At 29.5% G+C, this 23,498-nt stretch carries 20 protein-coding genes; 11 read left to right on the top strand and 9 right to left on the bottom strand.

All coding sequences use genetic code 11. The annotated features are described in order from the left end of the window. Nucleotides 1-11: 11 nt before the first annotated feature. From NAB20_RS12850 to NAB20_RS12830, 5 genes are all read left to right on the top strand, one after another. The gene (locus NAB20_RS12850; protein WP_105196892.1) at nt 12-917 is read left to right on the top strand and encodes a hypothetical protein; all 906 of its coding nucleotides are present in this window, start codon (nt 12-14) and stop codon (nt 915-917) included. A gap of 4 nt (nt 918-921) precedes the next feature. Next, nucleotides 922-2,304: a hypothetical protein gene (locus NAB20_RS12845; RefSeq protein ID WP_105196893.1), complete on the top strand. Its 1,383-nt coding sequence runs from the start codon at nt 922-924 to the stop codon at nt 2,302-2,304. 214 nt (nt 2,305-2,518) lie between these two features. Further along, nucleotides 2,519-2,989, top strand: a complete 471-nt coding sequence (gene msrB, locus NAB20_RS12840) for a peptide-methionine (R)-S-oxide reductase MsrB (RefSeq protein WP_240668930.1) — start codon at nt 2,519-2,521, stop codon at nt 2,987-2,989. Nucleotides 2,990-3,001: 12 nt separating this feature from the next. Next, complete coding sequence (msrA, locus tag NAB20_RS12835; RefSeq protein WP_088394914.1) at nt 3,002-3,607, top strand: peptide-methionine (S)-S-oxide reductase MsrA; 606 nt, start codon at nt 3,002-3,004, stop codon at nt 3,605-3,607. Nucleotides 3,608-3,879: 272 nt separating this feature from the next. Then, nucleotides 3,880-5,205, top strand: a complete 1,326-nt coding sequence (locus NAB20_RS12830) for an IS110 family transposase (RefSeq protein WP_127823170.1) — start codon at nt 3,880-3,882, stop codon at nt 5,203-5,205. A 351-nt stretch (nt 5,206-5,556) separates the two neighbouring features. Here the strand turns inward: NAB20_RS12830 and NAB20_RS12825 are convergent, their stop codons facing one another. Further along, nucleotides 5,557-6,051, bottom strand: a complete 495-nt coding sequence (locus NAB20_RS12825) for a metallophosphoesterase (RefSeq protein ID WP_105196895.1) — start codon at nt 6,049-6,051, stop codon at nt 5,557-5,559. A 193-nt stretch (nt 6,052-6,244) separates the two neighbouring features. Between NAB20_RS12825 and NAB20_RS12820 the strand changes: the two genes are divergently transcribed. Beyond that, nucleotides 6,245-7,372 carry a cysteine desulfurase family protein gene (locus NAB20_RS12820; protein WP_375605232.1) on the top strand — a complete coding sequence of 376 codons (1,128 nt, stop codon included), beginning with the start codon at nt 6,245-6,247 and terminating at the stop codon, nt 7,370-7,372. After that, nucleotides 7,369-8,241: a glycerophosphodiester phosphodiesterase gene (locus tag NAB20_RS12815; RefSeq protein WP_375605231.1), complete on the top strand. Its 873-nt coding sequence runs from the start codon at nt 7,369-7,371 to the stop codon at nt 8,239-8,241. The genes NAB20_RS12820 and NAB20_RS12815 overlap by 4 nt, the downstream gene beginning before the upstream one ends. A gap of 73 nt (nt 8,242-8,314) precedes the next feature. Here the strand turns inward: NAB20_RS12815 and gcvT are convergent, their stop codons facing one another. After that, nucleotides 8,315-9,397 carry a glycine cleavage system aminomethyltransferase GcvT gene (gene gcvT, locus NAB20_RS12810; protein WP_235877714.1) on the bottom strand — a complete coding sequence of 361 codons (1,083 nt, stop codon included), beginning with the start codon at nt 9,395-9,397 and terminating at the stop codon, nt 8,315-8,317. 355 nt (nt 9,398-9,752) lie between these two features. Here gcvT and hutH point away from each other — a divergent pair, with 355 nt between their 5' ends. Continuing rightward, the gene (gene hutH, locus NAB20_RS12805; protein WP_088392857.1) at nt 9,753-11,255 is read left to right on the top strand and encodes a histidine ammonia-lyase; all 1,503 of its coding nucleotides are present in this window, start codon (nt 9,753-9,755) and stop codon (nt 11,253-11,255) included. A 322-nt stretch (nt 11,256-11,577) separates the two neighbouring features. On the opposite strand, the gene NAB20_RS12800 is transcribed toward hutH, so the two are convergent. The 3 genes from NAB20_RS12800 to NAB20_RS12790 are packed head-to-tail and all read right to left on the bottom strand — an operon-like array spanning nt 11,578 to nt 13,249. Then, nucleotides 11,578-12,147 carry a YceI family protein gene (locus tag NAB20_RS12800; protein WP_375605230.1) on the bottom strand — a complete coding sequence of 190 codons (570 nt, stop codon included), beginning with the start codon at nt 12,145-12,147 and terminating at the stop codon, nt 11,578-11,580. Nucleotides 12,148-12,160: 13 nt separating this feature from the next. After that, nucleotides 12,161-12,793: an NAD(P)H-dependent oxidoreductase gene (locus tag NAB20_RS12795; RefSeq protein ID WP_105196899.1), complete on the bottom strand. Its 633-nt coding sequence runs from the start codon at nt 12,791-12,793 to the stop codon at nt 12,161-12,163. Between the two features lie 3 nt (nt 12,794-12,796). Beyond that, a complete protein-coding gene (locus NAB20_RS12790; protein ID WP_105196900.1) occupies nt 12,797-13,249 on the bottom strand; it encodes a MarR family winged helix-turn-helix transcriptional regulator in 453 nt (150 codons plus the stop codon). A 382-nt stretch (nt 13,250-13,631) separates the two neighbouring features. Here NAB20_RS12790 and NAB20_RS12785 point away from each other — a divergent pair, with 382 nt between their 5' ends. Further along, on the top strand, nt 13,632-15,533 hold the full coding sequence (locus tag NAB20_RS12785; RefSeq protein WP_127822954.1) for an SPFH domain-containing protein: 1,902 nt from the start codon (nt 13,632-13,634) through the stop codon (nt 15,531-15,533). Nucleotides 15,534-15,699: 166 nt separating this feature from the next. Here the strand turns inward: NAB20_RS12785 and NAB20_RS12780 are convergent, their stop codons facing one another. Together NAB20_RS12780 and NAB20_RS12775 are read right to left on the bottom strand one after the other, a co-directional pair. Next, entirely contained in the window at nt 15,700-16,518 is an 819-nt protein-coding gene (locus NAB20_RS12780) for a 1-acyl-sn-glycerol-3-phosphate acyltransferase (RefSeq protein WP_105196902.1), read from the bottom strand. 41 nt (nt 16,519-16,559) lie between these two features. Further along, nucleotides 16,560-17,198 carry a CoA pyrophosphatase gene (locus NAB20_RS12775; protein ID WP_105196903.1) on the bottom strand — a complete coding sequence of 213 codons (639 nt, stop codon included), beginning with the start codon at nt 17,196-17,198 and terminating at the stop codon, nt 16,560-16,562. A 115-nt stretch (nt 17,199-17,313) separates the two neighbouring features. On the opposite strand from NAB20_RS12775, the gene NAB20_RS12770 reads away from it, so the two are divergent. Beyond that, nucleotides 17,314-17,757 (top strand): DUF4268 domain-containing protein, encoded by a 444-nt coding sequence (locus NAB20_RS12770; RefSeq protein ID WP_088392873.1) that lies wholly within the window; start codon nt 17,314-17,316, stop codon nt 17,755-17,757. Between the two features lie 653 nt (nt 17,758-18,410). Here the strand turns inward: NAB20_RS12770 and purB are convergent. Further along, on the bottom strand, nt 18,411-19,754 hold the full coding sequence (gene purB / locus NAB20_RS12765; protein ID WP_105196904.1) for an adenylosuccinate lyase: 1,344 nt from the start codon (nt 19,752-19,754) through the stop codon (nt 18,411-18,413). An 872-nt stretch (nt 19,755-20,626) separates the two neighbouring features. Continuing rightward, a complete protein-coding gene (gene lgt, locus NAB20_RS12760; protein WP_105196520.1) occupies nt 20,627-21,544 on the bottom strand; it encodes a prolipoprotein diacylglyceryl transferase in 918 nt (305 codons plus the stop codon). Nucleotides 21,545-21,693: 149 nt separating this feature from the next. Here lgt and NAB20_RS12755 point away from each other — a divergent pair, with 149 nt between their 5' ends. Then, nucleotides 21,694-23,367 carry an RluA family pseudouridine synthase gene (locus NAB20_RS12755; RefSeq protein WP_105196521.1) on the top strand — a complete coding sequence of 558 codons (1,674 nt, stop codon included), beginning with the start codon at nt 21,694-21,696 and terminating at the stop codon, nt 23,365-23,367. Nucleotides 23,368-23,498 lie beyond the last annotated feature (131 nt).

Below are 23,498 nucleotides of genomic sequence, written 5' to 3'. Positions count from 1 at the left end.
AACACAAAAGTATGAATGCTAAAATAAAAATTACACTATTCTTATTATTAGGTGTTGGTGCCCAATCTTTAACAGCACAAGGATGTAGCGATGCTGGATTTTGTTCTGTAGGAAATCCTTTTAAAACTACAAATAAAGATGTAAAAAATTATATAGAGCTTAATGCAGGTTATGGTTTAGGTGAACAAAATGTAAATATTTTATCATCGCATTTAGCTTATACGCGCTTATTTACAGACAAATTTGCTATGAATGTAAAAATTACAGGTTTAGCAGCAAGTGGAGATTTTGGAAAAAGAGCCAATGTAGGAGATTTATTTGTAACAGCCAATTATAGATTAAATGATTCAGACCAATTAAAATGGTCAGGATTATTAGGAGTTAAAATTCCGTTGACAAATGCGAATGATAAAATTAGTAATATTTCTTTACCTATGCCTTATCAGTCAAGTTTAGGAACCTATGATATAATAGGTGGTATTGAAGCAGGACTAAAAAAATGGGATTTTAATTTAGCAGCTCAAATACCATTAAATGACAATAAAAATTCTTACTTAAGTAATTTATCTCCAACGCAAGAATTTGTTTCCTCTAACTTATTGCATAGAAAACCAGATGTATTATTTAGATCGAGTTATAAAATATTGTTGGCAAATGAGCAATTAACATTAAAACCTAATTTATTATTTATTTACCATTTAGGAAATGATTCATATATAGATCAATTTAATCAAAAAGTTACAATAGCCAATTCCAATGGTTTAACACTTAATGGAAATATTATTGCAAATTATAAGTTGGGTGCTAATAGTAGTATCGAAACATCTTTAGCAGCTCCGTTTGTAATACGTCAAGTTCGTCCTGATGGTTTAACTAGAACATTTACTTTTGGTGTAACATTTAAACAAGGATTTTAATAAAATGCGAAGTTTAATTATTTTAGCCTGTGGTGCAGTAAGTACTAGTTTTGGACAAAAAGTAATTTCTGAAATTTCATATAAAGAAGAAAAACAACCATTAGAGTATGTTTATTTACCTAACCAAGATAAAGTTGTTATAATTCAAGGAAAGCCCGTAAATAAAGTATATAAAAATGAAATACAGGATATATGGGCTTTAGATAAAGATGGATTTACACAAAAATTAATTTCAAATGAAAGATTAGCCAATTGTGTTTTTTCACCAATAGAAACCGCTTTTTTAATAGGTAAAATTTCAGATAAAAATGAGTTTCCAAAAGAATACAAACTTAATTTAGATGGTTCCTCAAGTAATTTTTTTAAGATTAATGAAAACTTTAGATATTTTAATGATATCTATGGACTTTCAATAGTTAATCAAAAAAACAGCGAAAAAGTCGACCTTAAAAATGATGATTTATTTTTAAAAGTAGTCGATTTGTTTTCAGGTCAAGCAACTCAAAATAAGTTAATTAAGCCTGATTTGAATAAAATTGAAAATAAAACAACAACTGTTTATTCAGAAGGAGTAAATTTTGATGTTCGTATAAATGAAGATAATATTAGTTTTATTACCAAATCAATCAATAAAAACTATAAATCAGCAACAATTTATAGAAGCGTATATGATTTGAATGGAACTAAAATTGGTGATTTTTCATACCTAATAGATGTACCTAAATATTTTTTATTATTTGCTGACAATGGAGGTGGTACAATAATTGATGATAAAAAAAATAAAAAACTTTCTGAATTAGCAATAAATAATTACGTAATTGATAAAAGTACAGGACATGTATATGTATTTGGTATTTTTGGAAATGAACCAAAAGAATTAGGTGAAAATACTAATATACCATTAGGATTATATGTATTTAAATTTGATACTAAAGGAAAATTAATTTGGGAATCAGTACAAGAAATAACAGACATAACAGGTTTTAATCAAAGACAAGATAGCTCTAATATCAACTTGTCATTACGAATACGCAAAGATGAGGTCTTATGTACTGTAAGTTCAAAAGATTTGAATTATTCAGATGTAATTGCAATACAAAATGATACAGGAGAAAAAAGATCAGATCATTTTTTAAAATTTAATTCAGATCAAAATGGTATTTACGAAAATGGAATACGATCTAATTTAATTATAGATCTATTCAAAGAATTTAGAATGGATAAAGAAACCCTTTATTTTATAAATAGTTCAGAATCATTGCGAAAATATCTAAACTCATTAGATAAAACAAAAACATTATTTTTCAAAAGTTATATCGCTAAAAAAGGCTTTTGGTTAATAGAAACGGATAATGCTTCGTATAGTAAAGTGTTATTTTTTAGTTAAGTTTGTTTGATTAGGTGCTCATAAATTGAGCACCTTTTTCGTTCTTAATTAAAAATATTAAGTTTTAAAAAATGACAATACTATGTTAAGAAATTGATAGATGTAACCTAGTTTACATTTAACAAATTTGAACACACTTACCTTTGGTATACAATATAAAAGAACCACTATGATTACGATTTTAAAAAAAAGTATTCTCTTTTTACTACTTACTATGTTAAACAGTATGAATGCTCAAAACGGAAAAATAAAAAACCCATATTATTCTCATACAGCTACTGATAAATTAAAATTGAGTGACAAAGAATGGAAGTCTATTTTATCAGAAGATTTGTATTTAGTATCTAGAAAAGCACATACAGAAGCTTCCTTTACAGGAAAATATTGGAATTATACAGGAAAAGGAACTTATTATTGTGCCGCTTGTGGAAATACATTATTTCGATCAGACGCTAAATTTGCAAGCTCATGTGGATGGCCTAGTTTTTTTGAACAAGTAAATAAAAAAAGTATCGTTTTTAAAGATGATAAGTCACATGGAATGAGTAGAATAGAAGCCTTATGTAGTCGTTGTGATGGCCATTTAGGTCATTTATTTGATGATGGTCCAGAACCTACTGGGAAACGCTATTGTATGAATTCAATAGCTTTAGATTTTGAACCCGATTCTAAAATAAAAAAATAAAAAAATAAAAATATGAAAAAGACAATCATTATTTTAATCAGTTTTTTTAACATGATAGTTGCAGCTCAAACAAAAAAAAATAATATTGAAACCATTACATTAGGAGGTGGTTGTTTTTGGTGTATTGAAGCTGTTTTTGATAATCTAGATGGTGTTATTTCAGCTGAATCGGGATATTCAGGAGGAACTATTCTAAATCCTACCTATCAAGAAGTGTCTACAGGAGAAACAGGTTTTGCGGAAGTAGTTCAGGTAAAATACGATACGACAAAAACTAATTTAGATGAAATTTTTAAAATATTCTTTACAGTACACGATCCCACCACTCTAAATCGGCAAGGTGCAGATGTAGGATCTCAATATCGTTCTGTTATTTTTTATGCTAATGAAAACCAAAAAAATAAAGCAAAAGATTTATTGGCAGCATTAGAAAAATCAAAAGCATATAGAGCTAAAATTGTAACTACATTAGAGCCATTTAAAGGCTTCACAAAAGCTGAAAATTATCACCAAAATTATTACGAAAATAATAAGACTAAAAGTTACTGTCAATATGTTATTCAACCTAAATTAGAAAAATTTGAAAAAGTTTTTAAAGAGCGTTTAAAGAAAAAATAAGAATGTTTAAGATTTAGTATAACTCATTTTTTATTTAACCCAAATTTCAAGAAAGTATTGTTCTTTGACAAATGAGAGCTAACTTGCACTTGCGAGCAAAGCCTATGTATAAAATGGTGAATTTATCCCCTCCCAGATTTTGGCTGAAATGTAAAAAGGCTTCCATTTGGAAGCCCTTTGAGACAATCAATGATGAAACACCATGTTATCTCGTATAGAATAATTTAAGCAAAGATATTACATTTCCTCGCATTTTAATAAAAAGATATTTTATGAAAAGTTTCGAAAAAATGCAAATTGTAAATCCCAATGCTGCAGGAATTGATGTTGGGTCACGTTCTCATTTTGTAGCCATAGGACAGGATGAAAATCAAATTAGAGAATTTAATGTTTATCAATCAGGATTATGCGCTTTGGTAGCTTATCTTCAAGAGAACAAGATTCGTAGTGTTGCTTTGGAGTCCACAGGGAGTTATTGGCAATCATTGTTTATGATCTTGCAGGGAAATGGTTTTGAAGTTCTTTTGGTTCAAGGGACTCAAACAAAAAACCTTAAAGCAAAGACAGATGTGAAAGATGCACAATGGATACAGAAACTTCATTCTTTAGGGCTATTACGAGGTTCTTTTTTGCCCTCTGAAACCACTTTGCAGATAAGAACACTTCATAGACATCGTTCTAGTTTGATTGAACAAAGTTCAAGCTTTGTAAACAAAATGCAAAAAGCATTACGTTTAATGAACTTCAGACTCGACGTTGTGATAAGTGACATCACAGGAGTTTCTGGAATAAGAGTAATTGAGATGATACTATCAGGTGAAACTTCAGGTGAAAAATTAGCTGAATATTGCGACAAACGAGTTAAAAAAAGCAAAGAAGAAATAGCCGACGCTTTGCAAGGTAAAATAAACAATGAATACCTACATGAGCTTTCCGATTGTTATGATATTTACAGACTTATTCAAGATAAAATAAAAAACACCGATACTCGTATTGATCAAGTGCTGAAAAATCAAACCAGAGAAATTGTTTTATCAGAAGATATCGAATTGGTAAAGAAACAGAATAAAGGGAAAAACCAACCCAAATTTGATGTACAGAAATATAGTTTAAAACTTTTTGGAGTAGATCTCTTTGCTATAGAATCAGTTTGCTCAGGAACCGTTACTAGTTTTTTAGCCGAAATAGGCACCGATATATATAAATTCAAGACCTCCAAGCAATTTGTGAATTGGCTCAGGTTAGCTCCAAATAATAAAATTAGTGGAGGTAAGGTTTTGAGTAGCAGAACTCCAAAAGGGAAAAATAAATTTGCATTGACATTAAGAAATGCGGCAAATACAATTGAAAGAAAAAAAGAAGGTTACCTCGTTATGTTCTTTAAAAGGATTTCTTTTAAAAAAGGAAGAGGTGCTGCAATTACAGCAACAGCAAGAAAAATAGCAGTTATAATTTGGAATATGATAGTCAAAAAACAACATTATATACCAATAAATACAGACCAATATATTCAAGAAATGAAGAATAAAAAAACGATACAAATTAAAAAAATGATTAAAAAATACGGAATCGAAACTACTTCTTTATCAATTCCTTAAATTAAGTTAGATAGAATTACACATTCGACTTAGTAGTGAAAATGAAAAGGGAAGGATAAAAAAAATGCAAAACCATTTTCTTATAAATCTAGAAAAAAATGTAATCTCACTAAAGGGAAAATTCTTATAAGTAATAGTATGTTATTTCTCCTTTTGTATAAACGATAAGATGGCGAACTTTTGAATCAATCTAATATGAATATACAATAAACACCCTTTTTTAGAGTTAAATTCCTTATTTATTTGTAATAAATTTCTAACGCCATATCCGGGTTAATCCCAAATATGGCGTTAAACTTCGTTGTGAAACAAAAAAAATTAGAAGAAGAAAAAAGGATATAAATAAAAAAACTACCTAGCCCCTAGTTCAATAACTTCTAATTCCTTAATAGATTCATCATCAATAACAAAACGTAACATAGTTCGCATTTGATGAAAACCACTTTTACCACAAGCTCCAGGATTCATGTGCAAAAGATTTAATTTTTTATCATATTGGACTTTTAGAATATGAGAATGACCACAAATAAATAATTTAGGAGGATTTTTATAGAGCTCTTCTTTAATTTCAGGATTATACTTATTAGGATAACCGCCAATGTGTGTAATTAAAACATCTACTTTTTCACAATAAAAGCGATTGTGTAGAGGGAATTCCATTCGAGCATTTGTGCCATCAATATTACCATAAACAGCACGTAATGGTTTGTATTTTTTTAGAGTATCCGTAACGATTAGATTTCCTATATCTCCAGCATGCCAGACTTCATCTGCCCAATTTACATGTTTTAATATAGATTCATCTATGTGTCCATGAGTATCCGATAGTAATAAAATTTTTTTCATTTAAAGGAAAAAATAAAGATTAATTCAGAAAAAGAAGGTGATAATTTGTGTACATAATCTTCCTTAATTCCAAAATATTTTCAGGATCAAATATATAAAATCATTAAATTTGAAAGGAATAAAAACAAACGATAATTAAAAAAAATAGCAATAAATGAATAAGCTATTTTTTTAATCTGTTTAAGATTTAAAAATGAAAAAAGTATATTTAGATAACGCTTCTACAACAGAATTATATCCTGAGGTTATTACAGAAATGACCCGAATATTAAGCACTCAATACGGAAATCCATCATCTTCTCATCAAATAGGAAGAGAAGCAAAAAATGAACTTGAATTAGCTCGGAAAACAATTGCAAAAAATCTTAAATGTAATGCGCAAGAAATTATTTTTACATCTTGTGCAACAGAAGCTAATAATTTAATCCTTCGTTCTGCAATAAAAACTTTAGGCGTAAAAAGAATTATTACTACTAAAATAGAACATCATGCCGTTTTGCATACAGTAAAAGTGTTGCAAAAAGAAATGGAAATACAAGTAGATTTCGTTTCTATTAATCCAGATGGAACAATTAATTATAGTCATTTAGAAGATTTATTACGTTATGATATAAAAACCCTAATTTCATTAATGCACGTTAATAATGAAATAGGAACGGTTTTAGATCTAAAAAAAGTGGCTGATTTAGCTAAAAAAAACAATGCCTATTTTCATACAGATGCAGTCCAAGGTATAGGCAAAACAGTTGTAGATTTATCAACTATTTCAATTGATTTTTTAGTAGCTAGTGCACATAAATTTCATGGTCCTAAAGGAGTTGGTTTTCTATTCATTAAAAAAAATATTGTTTTAGAACCCCTATTTTATGGAGGAGAGCAAGAAAAAGGGCTTAGAGCTGGTACCGAAAGTATTCATAATATAGTAGGAATGGCAAAAGCCTTAGAAATTTCATTAACCAATTTAGAAACCAATAAAGAATATATTAAAGGATTAAAAGACTATTTAATCAAACAATTTCAAAATCATTTTTCAGAAAGTATTTTTGTTGGAAATCCTGAATTAACTCAACATAACATTGTAAATATCATCTTACCATTAGATGAAAATAAATCAGGAATGATTGTCTTTTTAATGGATATGAATGGTATAGCTATTTCTAGAGGGAGTGCTTGCCAATCAGGAAGTTCAAAACCTTCACATGTTTTAGAAGCATTTATTTCAAATGACCATTTGAGAAGACCTAATATTCGAATTTCATTTTCTAAATATAATACTCTAGAAGATATTGATTGTTTAATTGAAGCTATTAAAAAAATATGAAAAAAATAATGCTTATTCTCGTTTTACCCTTGCTAAGTCAAGCGCAAGAGTTTGATATCCAAGGACATCGAGGGTGCCGAGGATTACTTCCCGAAAATTCAATACAGGCAATGAAAAAAGCGATTGATTTAGGAGTTACTACCCTAGAAATGGATGTTGTAATAAGTAAAGATAAAGAAGTTTTATTATCACATGAGCCATTTTTATCATGCGAAATATGTTTAGATAAAATGAATCAGACTATTGAAGTATCCAAAGAACAGTCTTTTAATTTGTTTCAAATGAATTATGATGAAATAAAAAAATATGATTGTGGGAGCAAAATTCATCCTAGATTTTTAGAACAAGAAAAAATAAAAACACATAAGCCTTTATTAAATGAAGTAATTGATTTTGTTGAAGATTATATTCAAAAAAAATACCCAGAAAGAAAAATTTTTTATAACATAGAAACAAAGTCAGATCCCAAAGGAGATGGTATATTCCATCCGTTACCAAATGAATTTGTAGACTTATTGATTGGAGTCTTAAAAGATAAAAATATTACAGATAAAACGTATATTCAGTCTTTTGATGTTAGAACTTTACAATATTTGCATCAAAAATATGCTGAAATTAAAACAGTTCTTTTAGTCGAAAATAAATTTTCTATTAATAAAAATTTAAAAAAATTAGGTTTTAAACCAACTGTTTATAGTCCAGAATTTATTTTGTTAGATAAACAAAAAGTAGACTTTTTGCACGCAAAAAATATAAAAGTAATTCCTTGGACAGTTAATAAAAAGGAAGAAATGGAAAAGGTAATTTCGTATGGAGTAGATGGGCTAATTTCAGATTATCCGAACCGCTATTTTGAGTTAAAAAAATAAAATTCTTCCCATCTAAGTTCAAAATAATATAAGTTATCTTTTATTTTGAACTTAGAAGGAAGAAATAATCTCTTTATTTTTTATAAAAAGGTAGCTTAACTACTTTTGCAGCAACATCTTTATTTCTAATTCGAATAAAAATTTCAGTCTCAGGAGCAGATAAAGTTGAAGGAACGTACCCCATACCAATTCCTTTGTTTAAAGAAGGCGATTGAGTACCCGATGTTACAACACCAATAACAGTTCCATTAGCATCTACAATTTCATAATCATGACGAGGAATACCTCTTTCTAATAATTCAAAACCAACTAATTTGCGTGTTATCCCTTCCTCTTTTTGCTTTTTTAAGTTTAAAGAATTTGTAAATTCTTTTTCAAATTTTGTAATCCATCCTAAACCTGCTTCAAGAGGAGATGTTGTATCATTAATATCATTTCCGTATAAGCAAAAACCCATTTCTAAGCGTAAAGTATCGCGTGCAGCCAGTCCAATAGGTTTAATACCAAAAGAGGCACCTGCTTCAAAAACTTTATTCCAAATAATTTCTGCATCTTCATTTTTGAAATAAATTTCAAACCCTCCAGAACCTGTATAACCAGTAGCAGACACAATTACGTCATGTACACCTGCAAATTCACCCATTTGAAAAGTGTAATAGCCCATATTAGCTAAATCAATTGAAGTTAGACTTTGCATAGCTTCAGCCGCTTTAGGACCTTGAATAGCTAACAATGAATAAGCATCAGAATGATTTTCCATTGTAACTCCTAAATCATTATGTGACGAAATCCAGTTCCAATCTTTTTCAATATTAGAAGCATTTACCACTAGCATATAATGATTGTCCGCTATTTTGTATACGATTAAGTCATCTACAATACCTCCTTCATTGTTTGGTAAGCATGAATATTGTGCTTTACCATTAACTAATTTAGAAGCATCGTTTGAAGTTACCTTTTGGATTAATGCTAAAGCATTTTCTCCTTTAAGAAAAAACTCACCCATGTGAGAAACATCAAATACACCTACGCCATTACGAACCGTTTCGTGTTCAATATTTACACCTTCGTATTGTACAGGCATATTAAATCCTGCAAAAGGAACCATCTTAGCTCCTAAATTCTCGTGAATATGAGTTAATGCTGTGTTTTTCATTTTAAAGTAGTTTGTAAAAAATTGATTGCAAAATTAAGGTTTTTAAATAAAAGTTTGGTGTTATTATTATCTCAAATAGCGTAAAAAATGTTTTATTTCTTCGTTTTTATTCCTTTCGAACACATTTAATTTTTATTTATACTACTCAGATAACAAAGCGAAATAATAAGAATAGAATAATTTTATTTAAAAAAAAGAACTTATAATTGAAAAAGAATAGGACAAAAAGGAATATTTTGTTACACGTGTTTGTAACTACATTTAAATAGGAACTATTTTTTTATTTGAAATAACAAACTTCTTTTTGAAATTTAATCTTTTTTATGGAATTTTGGGCAACAAATTTTAGAATAAAATGGACACTACTCATTATATTTCTTCCGATGTATTTTCATTAGAAACATTACAAGAAATCATTTCGCAAAATCAAAAATTAGCATTGTCAGAAGAAGCACGATTAAATATTGTAAAATGTCGTGAATATTTAGATAAAAAAATGAATGAAAATAAAGAACCAATTTATGGTATAAATACAGGTTTTGGTTCTTTATGTAATGTGAAAATTTCAAATGAAAATTTATCGAAACTTCAAGAAAATCTAATGAAATCACATGCTTGTGGAACAGGGGATGAAGTCCCACAGGAAATTGTGAAAATTATGTTGTTATTAAAAGTTAAATCTTTAAGTTACGGACACTCAGGAGTGCAATTAGCAACAGTAGAACGATTGATAGATTTTTATAATAATGATATTTTTCCTATAGTTTATACCCAAGGATCATTAGGTGCTTCGGGAGATTTAGCCCCTTTAGCTCATTTATGTTTACCTTTAATAGGGGAAGGGGAAGTGTACGTAGACGGATTTCGCCAGCCAGCAATGAAAGTACTTGAAAAAATGAATTGGCAACCTATTATTTTACAATCGAAAGAAGGGTTGGCATTGCTAAATGGTACACAGTTTATGAGTGCTTATGGCAGCTATCTTCTATTAAAAGCATTAAAGTATAGTTACCTTGCGGATGTAATAGCAGCCATTTCATTAGAAGGTTTTGACGGTAGAATCGAACCATTTAATGATTTAATTCACATGGTTCGACCTCATAAAGGACAAATTGTGACTGCTCAACGTTTTCAAGAATTATTAGAGGGTAGTCAAATTATTGCACAACCCAAAAAACAGGTACAAGATCCTTATTCTTTCCGTTGTATTCCACAAGTACACGGTGCTTCAAAAGATACAATTGATTATGTGAAAAAAGTTTTTAAAACTGAAATTAATTCAGTTACTGATAACCCTAATATTTTTGTAGAAGAAGATTTAATTATTTCAGGAGGAAACTTTCATGGTCAGCCTTTAGCTTTGGTTTTAGATTTTCTTGGTATGGCTTTAGCTGAATTAGGAAATATTTCAGAAAGAAGAACTTATCAATTAATTTCAGGTTTACGCGACTTGCCCGCTTTTTTAGTGACGGATCCAGGATTAAATTCAGGATTTATGATTCCACAGTATACTGCCGCTAGTATTGTAAGTCAAAACAAACAGTTAACAACTCCAGCTAGTACAGATAGTATAGTTTCTAGTAATGGACAAGAAGATCATGTTTCTATGGGGGCTAATGCAGCAACTAAGTGCTTTAAGATAATGGAAAATCTAGAGCGTATTTTGGCCATTGAACTAATGAATGCTTCACAAGCCATAGATTTCAGAAAACCTTTAAAAACGAGTGATTTTTTAGAAAGTTTCTTGAAATTATACAGAGAAGAAGTTCCTCTTGTAAAAGAAGATAGAATATTACATTATGATATTGAAAAATCAATAGCCTTTTTATCTAGTTTTTATGTAGAAGATTTAGAATAGAAGTGATTTGATTTTTTTAAACAAAAGTAAAAAATAAAGGTTTTGTTCCGTAATTTCGACTTTTTTGCATTGCGTTAGGCTTATGTACTAAAAAATAGTAGAATAAGGAGAAGATAAAGATTATTTGGAAGTCAAAAGAAGACGTTTAGAGCATTATAGAAAATAGAAAAAGAAGGTGTTCTAAAAGTATCACCCTTTCATTTCGGTCATAGGGAGAAATCACATGATACTGATAATGTGACTTCTCCCGTTGCTGAAGTGATAGACTAGATGTTAAATTTTGACTTTTCAGACACCCTCTTTGATTAAATATAGATTTTTATTAGTATTTTAATTGAACTTTTAATTCAAATTCGTCATCAATCGTTTTGTCTGCTAAAGCACCAAAGTTTTTAGAAGCATATTTTACATCATATTTAGTTCGGTCTACCATTAGGGTTGCATTTGCAACACCTTTATTCGTTATTAGATCAAATTTGATAGGATTTGTAATCCCTTTTATAGTTAAATCAGCTTCTACAGCATACATATTGGTAGATTTTTTTCCGATTTTTTTGAACACCAAAGTTGAAGTAGGAAATTTATCAACAGCAAAAAAGTCACCATCTTTAAGGTGTATGTCTAGTTTGTTTTTCCATTCACCTTGTAAATCTAAAGTGTTAATAGTAGTCATGTCTACCGTAAAATTTCCTCCTTTTAATTCTTTACCATTAAAAATTAATTGACCTTCTTTTAGTTTTATATCTCCATCATGTTGACCGCCAAATTTTTTGGCTAACCATAAAACTTTACTTTTTGATGCGTCTACTTTTTTTGAAGTTTGAGCACTGGTAGTAAAAATACCACCTACAGTTACTAATATTGCTAAGGCAAAAGATTTTAAAATTTTCATTTTCATTTTAGTTTTAGATATTAATAAATAATTCTTCGTTTGATTTTCTTACTTTTTTATTATACTGAGTTATGTCTTCTTCATGTCTATAACCTATAGTTGCGACTAAACTTGCATTTAAATTTTGAGAATTTAAATGCAGTATTTCATTGTATTTATCCGCTTCAAAACCTTCCATAGGAGTTACATCTATTTTTAGTTCTGCAGCAGCATTTAACAGATTACCAAGAGCTAAATAAGTTTGTTTAGAAGTCCAAAAAGCTTGTTCACTAGTAGTTAAGCTCAAAATTTTACTTTTCATAAAATCAGCATAACCAGCTAAATTTTCTTGTGATATCTCTCTAATGTCGCTTATTCTTTTTATGTAATTCTCAATAATAGTTTCATCTAAATTAGTATAGTTAGCAAAAACGAATAGATGAGAAGCATCTGTTACTTGTGATTGATTCCAAGAATATGCTTTTAATTCTTCACGAATTATTGGATTATCAATGATTAGTACCTTATAAGGTTGAAGACCATAAGAAGAAGTGCTTAATCGAATAGCCTCTTTTAATATGTTTAAATCAGATTCATTTACTTTCTTAGAAGAATCAAATTTTTTGGTGGCATATCGCCAATTTTGGTGTTCAATAAAATTATTCATTATTTAACTTCTGTATTTTTCTAATAATTCATTAAAAATTTCTAATTCTGCAGGTGTTAATTTATCTGCAAATTCATTTTCGTGTGCCAATACTAAAGGATCTAAAGCTTCTAAAACTTCTAGTCCTTTTTCTGTAATTGTAATTTCCATTTTTCTTTTATTCTCAGAACAAACTTTACGTACAACTAGTTCTTTTATTAATAATTTGTCAACCAATCGGGTGGTGTTACTAGTTTTAGCTAACATACGTTCTTGTATGCAAGCCATATTAGCAGGTTTTCCTTTTTGACCTCTTAAAATTCTTAATACATTATATTGCTCACTCGATAGGTCATAGGGTTTTAATAATTCCAAAAATTTATCTCCTACTACATTTCGGGTGAACGTAAGATTTAGAAGTACCCTTTTTGCTAGCGATAAGGTGACTGTACTTTTAATTTCTTCTTCTATTTTCATTTCTATAGAAATTTGATACAGCAAATGTAAAAAAAAATAACATTTGTATATACAAATGTGTGATAAAAAAATGTTAATTCTATTTTATGTAATAAGATAGGAAGGGAATATTATTTCTTTTTTTTGAATAAAGTATTGATATTTAGTCTTTTATGTTTTTGTGTAAATGTTTTGTTATTTTGTGTAACTTTTATTTTCGACAAACGTATAATTAACGTATTTAAATTTAATCAATGTAAAAATGATACGACAGTGTTACTAATTAAAAAAAGAAATTCTAAATTTTTACTGCAGTAAGAATTTCTATTGGTAATAAATGAAAGATAAACTTCCTTTTATCTGATTAAATTTTATTAAAATGTATTATTCAAACTAATTATTTATGACATCAATTGCTTCATTATGGTGGTTATTACCGTTGGTATTAACTATTGTGTTTTACAAATTTGTTTTAAGAGTATTCTTTGGAATGGTCATTGTACCAGAAGATAAGATAGGTTTAGTAACCAAAAAGTTTGTGTTGTTTGGGACGGATAAATCGTTACCAGATGGTCGAATCATAGCAACAAAAGGAGAAGCGGGGTTTCAGGCACAAACGTTGGCTCCAGGATTGTATTGGGGGATGTGGATCTGGCAATATTCAGTTGATATGACCGCATTTACGATTATCCCAGAAGGTAAAATAGGTTTAATATTAAGTAAAGATGGGAAAGAAATTCCTACAGGTAGAATTTTAGCACGCAGAGTTGAATGTGATAATTACCAAGATGCTACGGGCTTTTTGGATAAAGGAGGGCAAAAAGGTCGTCAAACAGCCTTTATTACGAGTGGATCGTATCGTATTAATACGTATTTATTTGAGATCGTTATTGTAGACCAAATTAAGATTTTTGAAAACATGGTGGGAATTGTAACAGCACTTGATGGAGAGCCTATACCTCACGGTCAAATTGCTGGAAAATTTGCGGATGGACATAATAATTTTCAAAATTTTGATCGTTTTTTAGACCAAGGAGGGAATCGTGGTTTGCAACCACAAGTGATGTTAGCAGGATCTTATTATATAAACCCTTGGGCAATACAGATAGAACAAAATCCTATGACTGATGTTCCAATTGGTCACGTAGGTGTTGTAATTTCCTATATAGGAGAAGATGGACAAGATGTTACTGGAGAAACCTTTAAGCATGGTAATATTGTTTCTAAAGGACAACGAGGTGTATGGATGGAACCTCTTGGGCCAGGTAAATACGCATTAAATAGGTATACTACTAAATTAGAATTAGTGCCAACAACTAATTTGGTTTTAAATTGGGCAAATGCACGTAGTGAATCACATGATTTAGATAAAAATTTATCAACTATAACAGTACGTTCAAAAGATGGTTTCCCGTTTAATTTAGATGTGTCACAAATTATTCATGTGCCTGCAAACGAAGCACCTAAGGTTATTGCTCGCTTTGGTAGCATGACTAATTTAGTTTCTCAAGTATTAGAACCAACGATAGGAAATTATTTTCGTAATTCAGCACAAGATAGTGATGTAATATCATTCTTAAGTACACGTAAAGAACGTCAGGAATCAGCAAAGGGGCATATAAAAACGGTTTTAGATGAATATAATGTAAACGCAGTTGATACCTTAATTGGAGATATTATTCCTCCTGAATCATTAATGAAAACATTAACGGATAGAAAAATAGCAGAAGAAGAGCAAAAAACCTACCAAACACAAAAAATGGCACAAGAACAACGCCAAGGAGTTGAAAAAGAAACAGCTATTGCAGATATGCAAAAAGAAATTGTTCGTGCAGCTCAAAGTGTAGAAATAGCACAGCGTACAGCAGATGCCACCGTTAAAAAAGCAGAAGGGGATGCTGCTAGTTTAAAATTAAATGTAAATGCGGAAGCAGAAGCAACGAAAATGCGCGCTATTGCGGAGGCAGAAGCAACTAAAGCAAAAGCAGCCGCTCAAGCAGAAGCAACCAAATTAAATGCAAGTGCAGAAGCCGAAAAAATATCAAAAACAGGTTTAGCAGAAGCGGAAAAAATTATGGCTATTGGTAAGTCTACAGCAGAATCATATCAATTACAAGTTTCCGCAATGGGAGGTGATAATTTTACTAAATATAAAATTACAGAAGAAATAGGTAAAGGAAATATTAAAGTAATTCCAGAGGTATTAATTTCAGGTTCAAATGGAACGGATGGAGGCGTTAGTGGTTTATTAGGTATGAAATTAATGGAACTTATGAACACAACTAACGATTCTAAAAAAGCATAAAAAATATATATGTAAGTTAAAAAGTTAAGGCTTGGATTTTTAGAATCTGAGCCTTTTGTTAAATGTAATATTTTGTTACTTATTCTAATATAAAAGTATAATGACTAATACATAAATGAAATCTAAGATACAAATAAGCTTGTTGACTTTTAGTTGCCTATTCTATTTAATCTATATGCCACTTTCTTAATTTATTAAGCTCTTCTTGTTCTTTAATTTCTTCTATAGATAAAACTTTTAAAAAAGAAGGGTGTTGTTCTATAGCAAATTCAATTTTTTCTACGATAGACTCAATAGATTCGTTGTCATAATCTATTTGTAAAGGTTCTTTAATTGTAAAACTCTGTAGAATTCCTTTCTTTTTGGTTATCAGACCTTTTTTGTCAAAAGATCTTCTAAAACCATCTATTACAATAGGAACAACAATAGGTTTGTATTCTTTTATAATATGGGCAGTTCCTTTTCTTACAGGTTTAAAGGATTTAGTGGTACCTTGAGGAAAAGTAATGACCCAACCATCATTCAAAGCAATTTCAATATTTCGAAAATCAGATAAGTTAACTTGCTTTTGTTCGTGTTTTTCTAAATCTTTACCATCTGCTCGCCAAGTTCTTTCTACAGATATAGCACCTACATAGGACATGATTTTAGTAAGCAAATTAGCATCTAGTGTTTCTTTAGCCCCTATGTAATAAAGATTTAATTTAGGTTTCCATAAGTACCAAATATTTTTTATATTGTTTTCACGTCCTTTTAAACTGGCATTAAAAACATGAAACATAGCCACCACATCAGCAAAATAAGTCTGATGATTGGATATAAATAATACATTCGTATTGGGTAAATTACGTATGATTTCTGATCCCTCAATGTTAAGTTGGTTAAATCCTCGGTACCTACGATGGGTACAAATTCCGAATAGAATAATAATCCATCTTTTAATAAATAATATATGTCCGAAAGGATTTCGTTTAAATAATCCCATATTTTTTTAATTTGGAGCAGGCAAATGTATGAAAAAAAAAATTATAAGACTTTTTTTATGATATCTTTCAATTCGCTCATCATCATAGCCGTTGCTCCCCAAATGATATACCCATCTATTTTAAAAGCTGGAACCTCAATTTCATTTGCGTAAGAAGTGTTCATATTCAGATGAATAATATTATCATCATTTAAAAAATGTTGTAAGGGTAACTCTATTATATCACTAACTTCTTCTGGGTTTGGTTTGAATATAATTTCTTCATGACAAATCCCTAAAAAAGGCGAAACTAAATAATTACTAGGAGGAATATATACTTTTGTAAAAGATCTTATTACTTCTATTTGATCCTTAGATACCCCAATTTCTTCAAAAGTTTCTCTTAAAGCAGTTTCTGATAAGTTTTTGTCAAATGGCTCGACTTTTCCACCAGGAAAAGCTATTTGTGAAGAATGTACCCCAGGATATGCGTTTCTAACTATTAAAGCTAAGTGAGTTAAATGGTTTTTAGGATAAAATAACATCATAACAGCAGCTTTTCTAGAAAGAATGTTTTCTATATTTAGTCCTTCTAAAAGTTTGATTCGTTCTGGAGGAATCATTTTGGAATGTGACTTTATTGCGGGAAGTGTTTCTTTTGCTATTTTTGGAATGTATTTTAAAAAATTGGAAAATTCCATTTGGATCTAGTTTTAATAATACTATATAATCAATCGTGTCGTAAATGGTGCTATATTTAATCTACTAAAAATAAAACTATTTTTGGAGATATACAATTATTAAATGTTTTTAACTATGTATAGTAAAGAAGAAAGTATACAAATAAAGAAAGAATTTTGGACAAAATTTGCAGAAGCCTATCCTAGAAAATGGTTATTGTACAACACAAAAATAAAAGATGTTAGTTTTAAATTCTTTATAGATAATAAAAAAGCACAAGTTTTATTAGAAATAGAGCCTAGAGATGAAGAAAAGAGGAAAATATATTTTGAAAAGGTAGAATCTTTGAAAAATATATTATTAGAAGACTATTTACCAGAAGCCATTTTTGAACGTAATTATTACCTTGAAAATGGGAAAGTGGTAAGCCGTATTTGGGTAGAACTCTTAGAAATTAGTATTAATAATAAGTCAACTTGGGATCGTGTTTTTGATTTTTTTTATGAACAAATGGATGCTTTTGAACGATTTTTTTATGAAAATGAAGATTATATAAAAGATCTTGAAATTAATACATAAAAATAGAACGAAAGATGAGACTGTTTCAAAAGAGGTAATCTTGTCATCTAAGAGAAAGGAGGAATCATATAAAGTGAATAATACAACATGTACAAAAAAGAGTTTGATTCTAGGACTCCTTTTTACGTAGCAGTGACAAGCTAAATGGTAATTTTTGAATAATTGTTCGATTAGAGGGAGAAATTATATGCTATTGATTATAAGACTCCTCCTTGTGTTGGAATGATAAACGATGCGTTGATTTTTAAATTTTTAAAGAGCCTTTTTCTTTAATCCATATTGCGTATTAAACCTCGTTTTGAAACAAAAAATCAATAAATTTAAATTTTTAAGGAAAATTTTAGAAGAAGAAATAGGATACTATTTTGAAGATTGACATTGAAGTACATGCTTGCTGTAATAGAGGGACTTCTCCATTCACTCCGCTCGAGTCTAATACGGAAATAAGGTTGAAAATAAAATATAAACAGAAGGTGTCCTAAAAGTTGAAAATTTTGTTGTTTAATATCGTTTAGTTAACTAAAAAATACTCGAACGAACTAGATGAAATTATTATCACGTTGCTTATAAGTATTTTATTCTGTTTATTTTCTAAACAAAAATTGATATGATATTACTTTTTGGACACCTTTTGGAAAAGTTTTGTTAAAAAATTAAATCCCTAAATAATTACTAGGAGTAATAGCTTTAAGTTCATTTTTAATAGTATCCGAAACGTTTAATGTATCAATAAAAGCGTGTATAGCGTTTTTATTAATAACAGTATTCGTTCGAGTAAGGTCTTTTAAGGCCTCGTAAGGATTAGGGTAGGCTTCTCTTCTAAGAATTGTTTGAATAGCTTCTGCCACAACAGCCCAGTTTTTTTCTAAATCCTCTGCAAATTTTTCTTCATTTAATAGTAATTTATTGAGTCCTTTAAGTGTAGCTTCAAAAGCAATGAGAGAATGCCCTAAAGGAACACCTACATTTCTAAGAACCGTACTGTCTGTTAAATCACGTTGTAATCTTGAAATGGGTAATTTGGCAGATAAATGCTCAAAAATAGCATTAGCTATACCCAAATTACCTTCTGAATTTTCAAAATCAATAGGATTTACCTTATGAGGCATAGCACTTGATCCAATTTCACCAGCTTTTATCTTTTGCTTAAAATAATCCATTGAAACATACGTCCAAATATCTCGATCCAAATCAATCAAAATTGTATTGATTCTTTTTAAAGTATCAAAGAAAGCAGCCAAATGATCGTAATGTTCTATTTGTGTTGTAGGAAAGGAATGTTGTAAACCAAGTGTTTGCTCTACAAAATAAGATCCAAAAGCCTTCCAATCATGGTTAGGATAGGCAATTTTATGAGCATTGTAATTACCTGTAGCGCCTCCAAATTTAGCTGCGAAAGGAATCTTATATAATAATTTCAATTGTTCTTCTAAACGTTGAACAAAAACAAAGATTTCTTTTCCTAAACGAGTAGGAGAGGCAGGTTGTCCATGTGTACGAGCAAGCATAGCTACGTCTTTCCATTCTATTGCTAATTCTTTTAATTTTTCAATAATACGAGTTAGACTTGGTAAATAAACTTGTTCAAAAGCATCTTTTGTAGAAAGAGGAATAGCAGTATTGTTAATATCTTGTGACGTAAGCCCAAAATGAATGAACTCTTTATATTGTTCTAACCCCAATCTGTCAAATTGTTCTTTTATAAAGTATTCAACAGCCTTTACATCATGATTAGTTGTTTTTTCAGTGTTTTTTATCCATAATGCGTCGTCAGTTGAAAAATTTTGATAAATTTTTCGTAATGCAGAAAAAGTAGTATTTGAAATATCTTTAAGCTGTGGTATACCTGCTTCAACGAGTGCTATAAAATATTCAACTTCTATTAAAACACGGTATTTAATTAAGGCTTCTTCTGAAAAAAATGGAGAAAGACCAATCGTTTTATTTCTATAACGACCATCAATAGGTGATATAGCATTTAATTCTGTTAACTGCATTTTGTGTGTTGTTTTAAAAAGAACAAATATAGTTAGAATTCTTTTTTTAGATAAAGCATATTTTCTTTTTTTAACCCAGATTCCGCATTAGACTTCATTGTGAAACAAAATTTTTCAATAAATTCAAATGCTCACGGAAAATTTTAGAAGAAGAAATAGTGAACTATTTTGATGATTGAAATTTGAGTACGTGCTTGAATTTGAAGAAAAATAAAGTTGAATAGATTTCTAATGCTGAATCTGGGTTTAACTATTAGACTTCGTTGTAAAACAAAATTCATACAAATTCAAGTATTCACGAAAAATTTAAAAAGTAATAGCAGACACTTTTTATAATAAAAATTAGTCTATGTATTCGAATTGTAAGGAAATAAAGAAAAACAGATTTTACTTCGCTAATTCATTTCGAGTCTAATGCGGAATTTAGACTAAATTTAGAATGCTAAGATTGTAAGAATAGGAAATAAACTATTATTTTCTCCTTTTGATTGTATACTTAATGTCAATAAAAATTTGAATAAAGTTTAAAGAGGATTATATATATTGTTATTATAGATGCAATAAGAAAGATTTAAGAGACTGCTTTTTATAGTATTAGAAATAAAAAGGATTTTGTTTTTTGATCTTAATATAGATTGTATAAAAGGTCGTAACTTTATCTATCTTCATCACAAAGTTTATCACATAATCTGGACTAAAAGTAGAGAAAGAATAGTAAATATTGGTAATGTTAGAAGGCTGTCTAAAAGTCAGTAATCTTATAATATAGATCAAAAAATGATAAAATTATAACATTCTTTCTGGCGTTGGAACGACAAACTAAATGTTGATTTTCTACTTTTTGTACAGCCTTTTTAAAATTTTAATAGCAATTATTTTTTAGAAGCTTTGGTTACTAGGTAAATACCTATAAGAATGAAAGGAACACTCAACCATTGACCAGTACTCATAATACCTAATATATTTTCAAAACCGCCTTGACTTTCTTTAACAGATTCCACAATGATTCGTATAGTAAATAAAGTAATTAAAAAGGTACCAAATAATAAGCCCTGTTTGTTTCTAGCATCTGTTTTCCAGTACATGTAAAATAGCAAGGCAAAGACAAAAATATAGCCAAAAGCTTCGTACAATTGTGAAGGATGTTTAGCAGGAATACTTTCTATTAAAGAAGCATATTTAGGGTTTGTGGTTAGTTCTGTATAGGCTTCTCTGTAATTTGTGATGCCAGTAGAGCTAATAGCTTCATTTTTAGAAATGGCATCTTGCACAAACTTTATTCCAAATATAGATTGAGTTTGATCACCCACAATTTCTGAATTAAAAAAGTTGCCTAATCGAACAAATACTGCTCCGCTTGCTACAGGTATTACGATTCTGTCTAATACCCATAAAAAAGGCCTTTTGATGATATTTTTAGAATAAAAATACATGCAAGCAATTACAGATATAGCAGCTCCATGGCTGGCTAATCCTTGAAAACCAGTAAATTCAAATTCAGGGCTAAAACGAAAAGGTAATAATATTTCTTCTAAATGGTTTTTGTAATAACTCCAGTCATAAAAGAAAACATGTCCTAAGCGGGCTCCTAGTAAAACAGAAACTACCATCCAAATAAAAAGAGAATCTAATTTTTCAATTGATTCACCTTCTCTTATAAAGATTTTTTTCATAATGGCAATTCCTAAAGAAAATGCAATTACAAACATTAAACTATAAAAACGGATTGTAAAATTGCCTATTGAAATGCCATCTACTGGATTCCAAATAATAGCTAATAAGTGATTCATAAGTTATTTTTTCAAGTCAATCAAAAGTAGAATTATAAAAATAGAAATCCAAATCTACTATAAAAATAGTTTTGATTTAAATGCTAGAATCATATTTAGAAAACTTTTGTCTTTATCGTTTTTTAGATGCTTTAACCTATCTTTGTCCCATGCAAAATTTAATGTTTTTTCAGTCCTTTAAGAGGGATATATCAAGTATAATATTACCTAAAAAGTTTACATTTCCATTCTATTATGATCCACACGAGTTAAGCATAATAGCTAGTCAAGAACTGCAAACATATTTAGAAAATCAAAATGATTTTGAACATAATTTTGGTTTAAAAGAAGGACAAGAGGGACTTGTTATAGGTAAAATGTTTGGTGTTTTGGTATGTCAAAATTTAGCAGGAGAAATAGGGTATTTATGGGCATTTTCAGGTAAATTAGCAGAACAAAATCAACTTAATTATTTCGTTCCTACTGTATATGATATGTTAGATGCTTCAAGTTTTTATAAAGAAGAAGAAGCTAAGATTAATGAGTTGAATGAACAGATTAATTTAGCAGAAACAAAATTTGATTATCTTGAATCATTGTCTCTTTTAAAACAAATAAATGAAGAAGCAGAAAAAGATATTCAAAAGCAAAAGCAATACATTAAAGAACAAAAAAGTAAACGAGAGGATTTGCGCAATCAAGCTTTACTTACAATGACCAAAGAGGAACAAGGATTGTATTTTATACAGTTGAGTGAACAGAGTAAAAATGAAGCCATTTTATTAAAGAAAATGACAAAATATTGGAATTTTAAAAAAGAGGAAGCAAAAGAAAAAAAACAATATTTTGAAAATCAAATTTTATTATTAAAAGAACAACGAAAAAAATTATCAGCTCAAACACAACAACGATTATTTGCAGAATATTCTTTTTTAAATCGATTTGGAAAAACAAAAAGTATAGGTGAAATTTTTAATAATAATCCTCCTGCTGGTGCGGGGGAGTGTGCCGCACCTAAGTTATTACATTATGCTTTTAAAAAGCAGTTAAAGCCTTTATGTATGGCTGAATTTTGGTGGGGACAATCGCCTAAGAGTGAGGTACGAAAGCACAAACAGTTTTATCCTGCATGCAAAGGAAAATGCGAACCTATTTTATTAGGGCACATGTTAGAGGGGCTTGAAATAGATGAAAATCCATTTTATAATAATCCAGCAGAAGGAAAAGATATTAAAATTATATACGAAGATGATTATATGTTGGCAATTAATAAACCAGCAGAATTTTTGTCCGTACCAGGTAAACTAGTGTCAGATTCTGTATATGAACGAATTAAAAAAAAATACCCAAAAGCTACAGGGCCTCTAGTTGTTCATCGTTTAGATATGTCAACTTCAGGAATTATGTTAATAGCTAAAACAGAAGAAATTTATATAGCATTACAAAGTCAATTTATTAAGCGAACAGTAAAAAAATGTTATGAAGCCATTTTAGATGGTTTGCTTAATAGTGATAGCGGATTCATAGATTTACCATTACGAGTAGATCTAGAAGATCGTCCAAGACAAATGGTTTGTTATGAACATGGTAAGCCAGCTCAAACCAGTTGGGAAAAAATTTCAGTTCAAAATAATAAAACAAGAGTGAACTTTTATCCAATAACAGGACGTACCCATCAGTTAAGAGTACATGCCTCACATCCTTCAGGGTTAAATACAGCAATAGTAGGTGATGATTTATACGGTAAGAAAGCGGATCGTTTGTACTTGCATGCTAAATCTATAACTTTTGTGCATCCGATAACTCTTAACAGTTTAACTATAGAAACAGAAGCAGATTTTTAATTTATATTTTATAGTGGTTGAAAAAGATAAGAAAAATAATAAATCAATATTTAGTTTTAGAATAGTAACATTTTTATAATCAGTATTATAGGAATTTCGTTATTTAGTTCCTTCGTTCGAGCTAACCAAAA

This window comes from Flavobacterium davisii (genome assembly GCF_042182265.1).
Lineage (GTDB): Bacteria > Bacteroidota > Bacteroidia > Flavobacteriales > Flavobacteriaceae > Flavobacterium > Flavobacterium davisii.
The sequence above is the reverse complement of the archived record's forward strand: the minus strand, read 5'-3'. Positions and strand labels throughout refer to the sequence as shown.

Bases quoted from the DNA above. Each gene is read 5' to 3' on its own strand.
- NAB20_RS12850 (WP_105196892.1), top strand. From the start codon at position 12: ATGAATGCTAAAATAAAAATTACACTATTCTTATTATTAGGTGTTGGT.
- NAB20_RS12845 (WP_105196893.1), top strand. From the start codon at position 922: ATGCGAAGTTTAATTATTTTAGCCTGTGGTGCAGTAAGTACTAGTTTT.
- msrB (WP_240668930.1), top strand. From the start codon at position 2,519: ATGTTAAACAGTATGAATGCTCAAAACGGAAAAATAAAAAACCCATAT.
- msrA (WP_088394914.1), top strand. From the start codon at position 3,002: ATGAAAAAGACAATCATTATTTTAATCAGTTTTTTTAACATGATAGTT.
- NAB20_RS12830 (WP_127823170.1), top strand. From the start codon at position 3,880: ATGAAAAGTTTCGAAAAAATGCAAATTGTAAATCCCAATGCTGCAGGA.
- NAB20_RS12825 (WP_105196895.1), bottom strand. From the start codon at position 6,051: ATGAAAAAAATTTTATTACTATCGGATACTCATGGACACATAGATGAA.
- NAB20_RS12820 (WP_375605232.1), top strand. From the start codon at position 6,245: ATGAAAAAAGTATATTTAGATAACGCTTCTACAACAGAATTATATCCT.
- NAB20_RS12815 (WP_375605231.1), top strand. From the start codon at position 7,369: ATGAAAAAAATAATGCTTATTCTCGTTTTACCCTTGCTAAGTCAAGCG.
- gcvT (WP_235877714.1), bottom strand. From the start codon at position 9,397: ATGAAAAACACAGCATTAACTCATATTCACGAGAATTTAGGAGCTAAG.
- hutH (WP_088392857.1), top strand. From the start codon at position 9,753: ATGGACACTACTCATTATATTTCTTCCGATGTATTTTCATTAGAAACA.
- NAB20_RS12800 (WP_375605230.1), bottom strand. From the start codon at position 12,147: ATGAAAATTTTAAAATCTTTTGCCTTAGCAATATTAGTAACTGTAGGT.
- NAB20_RS12795 (WP_105196899.1), bottom strand. From the start codon at position 12,793: ATGAATAATTTTATTGAACACCAAAATTGGCGATATGCCACCAAAAAA.
- NAB20_RS12790 (WP_105196900.1), bottom strand. From the start codon at position 13,249: ATGAAAATAGAAGAAGAAATTAAAAGTACAGTCACCTTATCGCTAGCA.
- NAB20_RS12785 (WP_127822954.1), top strand. From the start codon at position 13,632: ATGACATCAATTGCTTCATTATGGTGGTTATTACCGTTGGTATTAACT.
- NAB20_RS12780 (WP_105196902.1), bottom strand. From the start codon at position 16,518: ATGGGATTATTTAAACGAAATCCTTTCGGACATATATTATTTATTAAA.
- NAB20_RS12775 (WP_105196903.1), bottom strand. From the start codon at position 17,198: ATGGAATTTTCCAATTTTTTAAAATACATTCCAAAAATAGCAAAAGAA.
- NAB20_RS12770 (WP_088392873.1), top strand. From the start codon at position 17,314: ATGTATAGTAAAGAAGAAAGTATACAAATAAAGAAAGAATTTTGGACA.
- purB (WP_105196904.1), bottom strand. From the start codon at position 19,754: ATGCAGTTAACAGAATTAAATGCTATATCACCTATTGATGGTCGTTAT.
- lgt (WP_105196520.1), bottom strand. From the start codon at position 21,544: ATGAATCACTTATTAGCTATTATTTGGAATCCAGTAGATGGCATTTCA.
- NAB20_RS12755 (WP_105196521.1), top strand. From the start codon at position 21,694: ATGCAAAATTTAATGTTTTTTCAGTCCTTTAAGAGGGATATATCAAGT.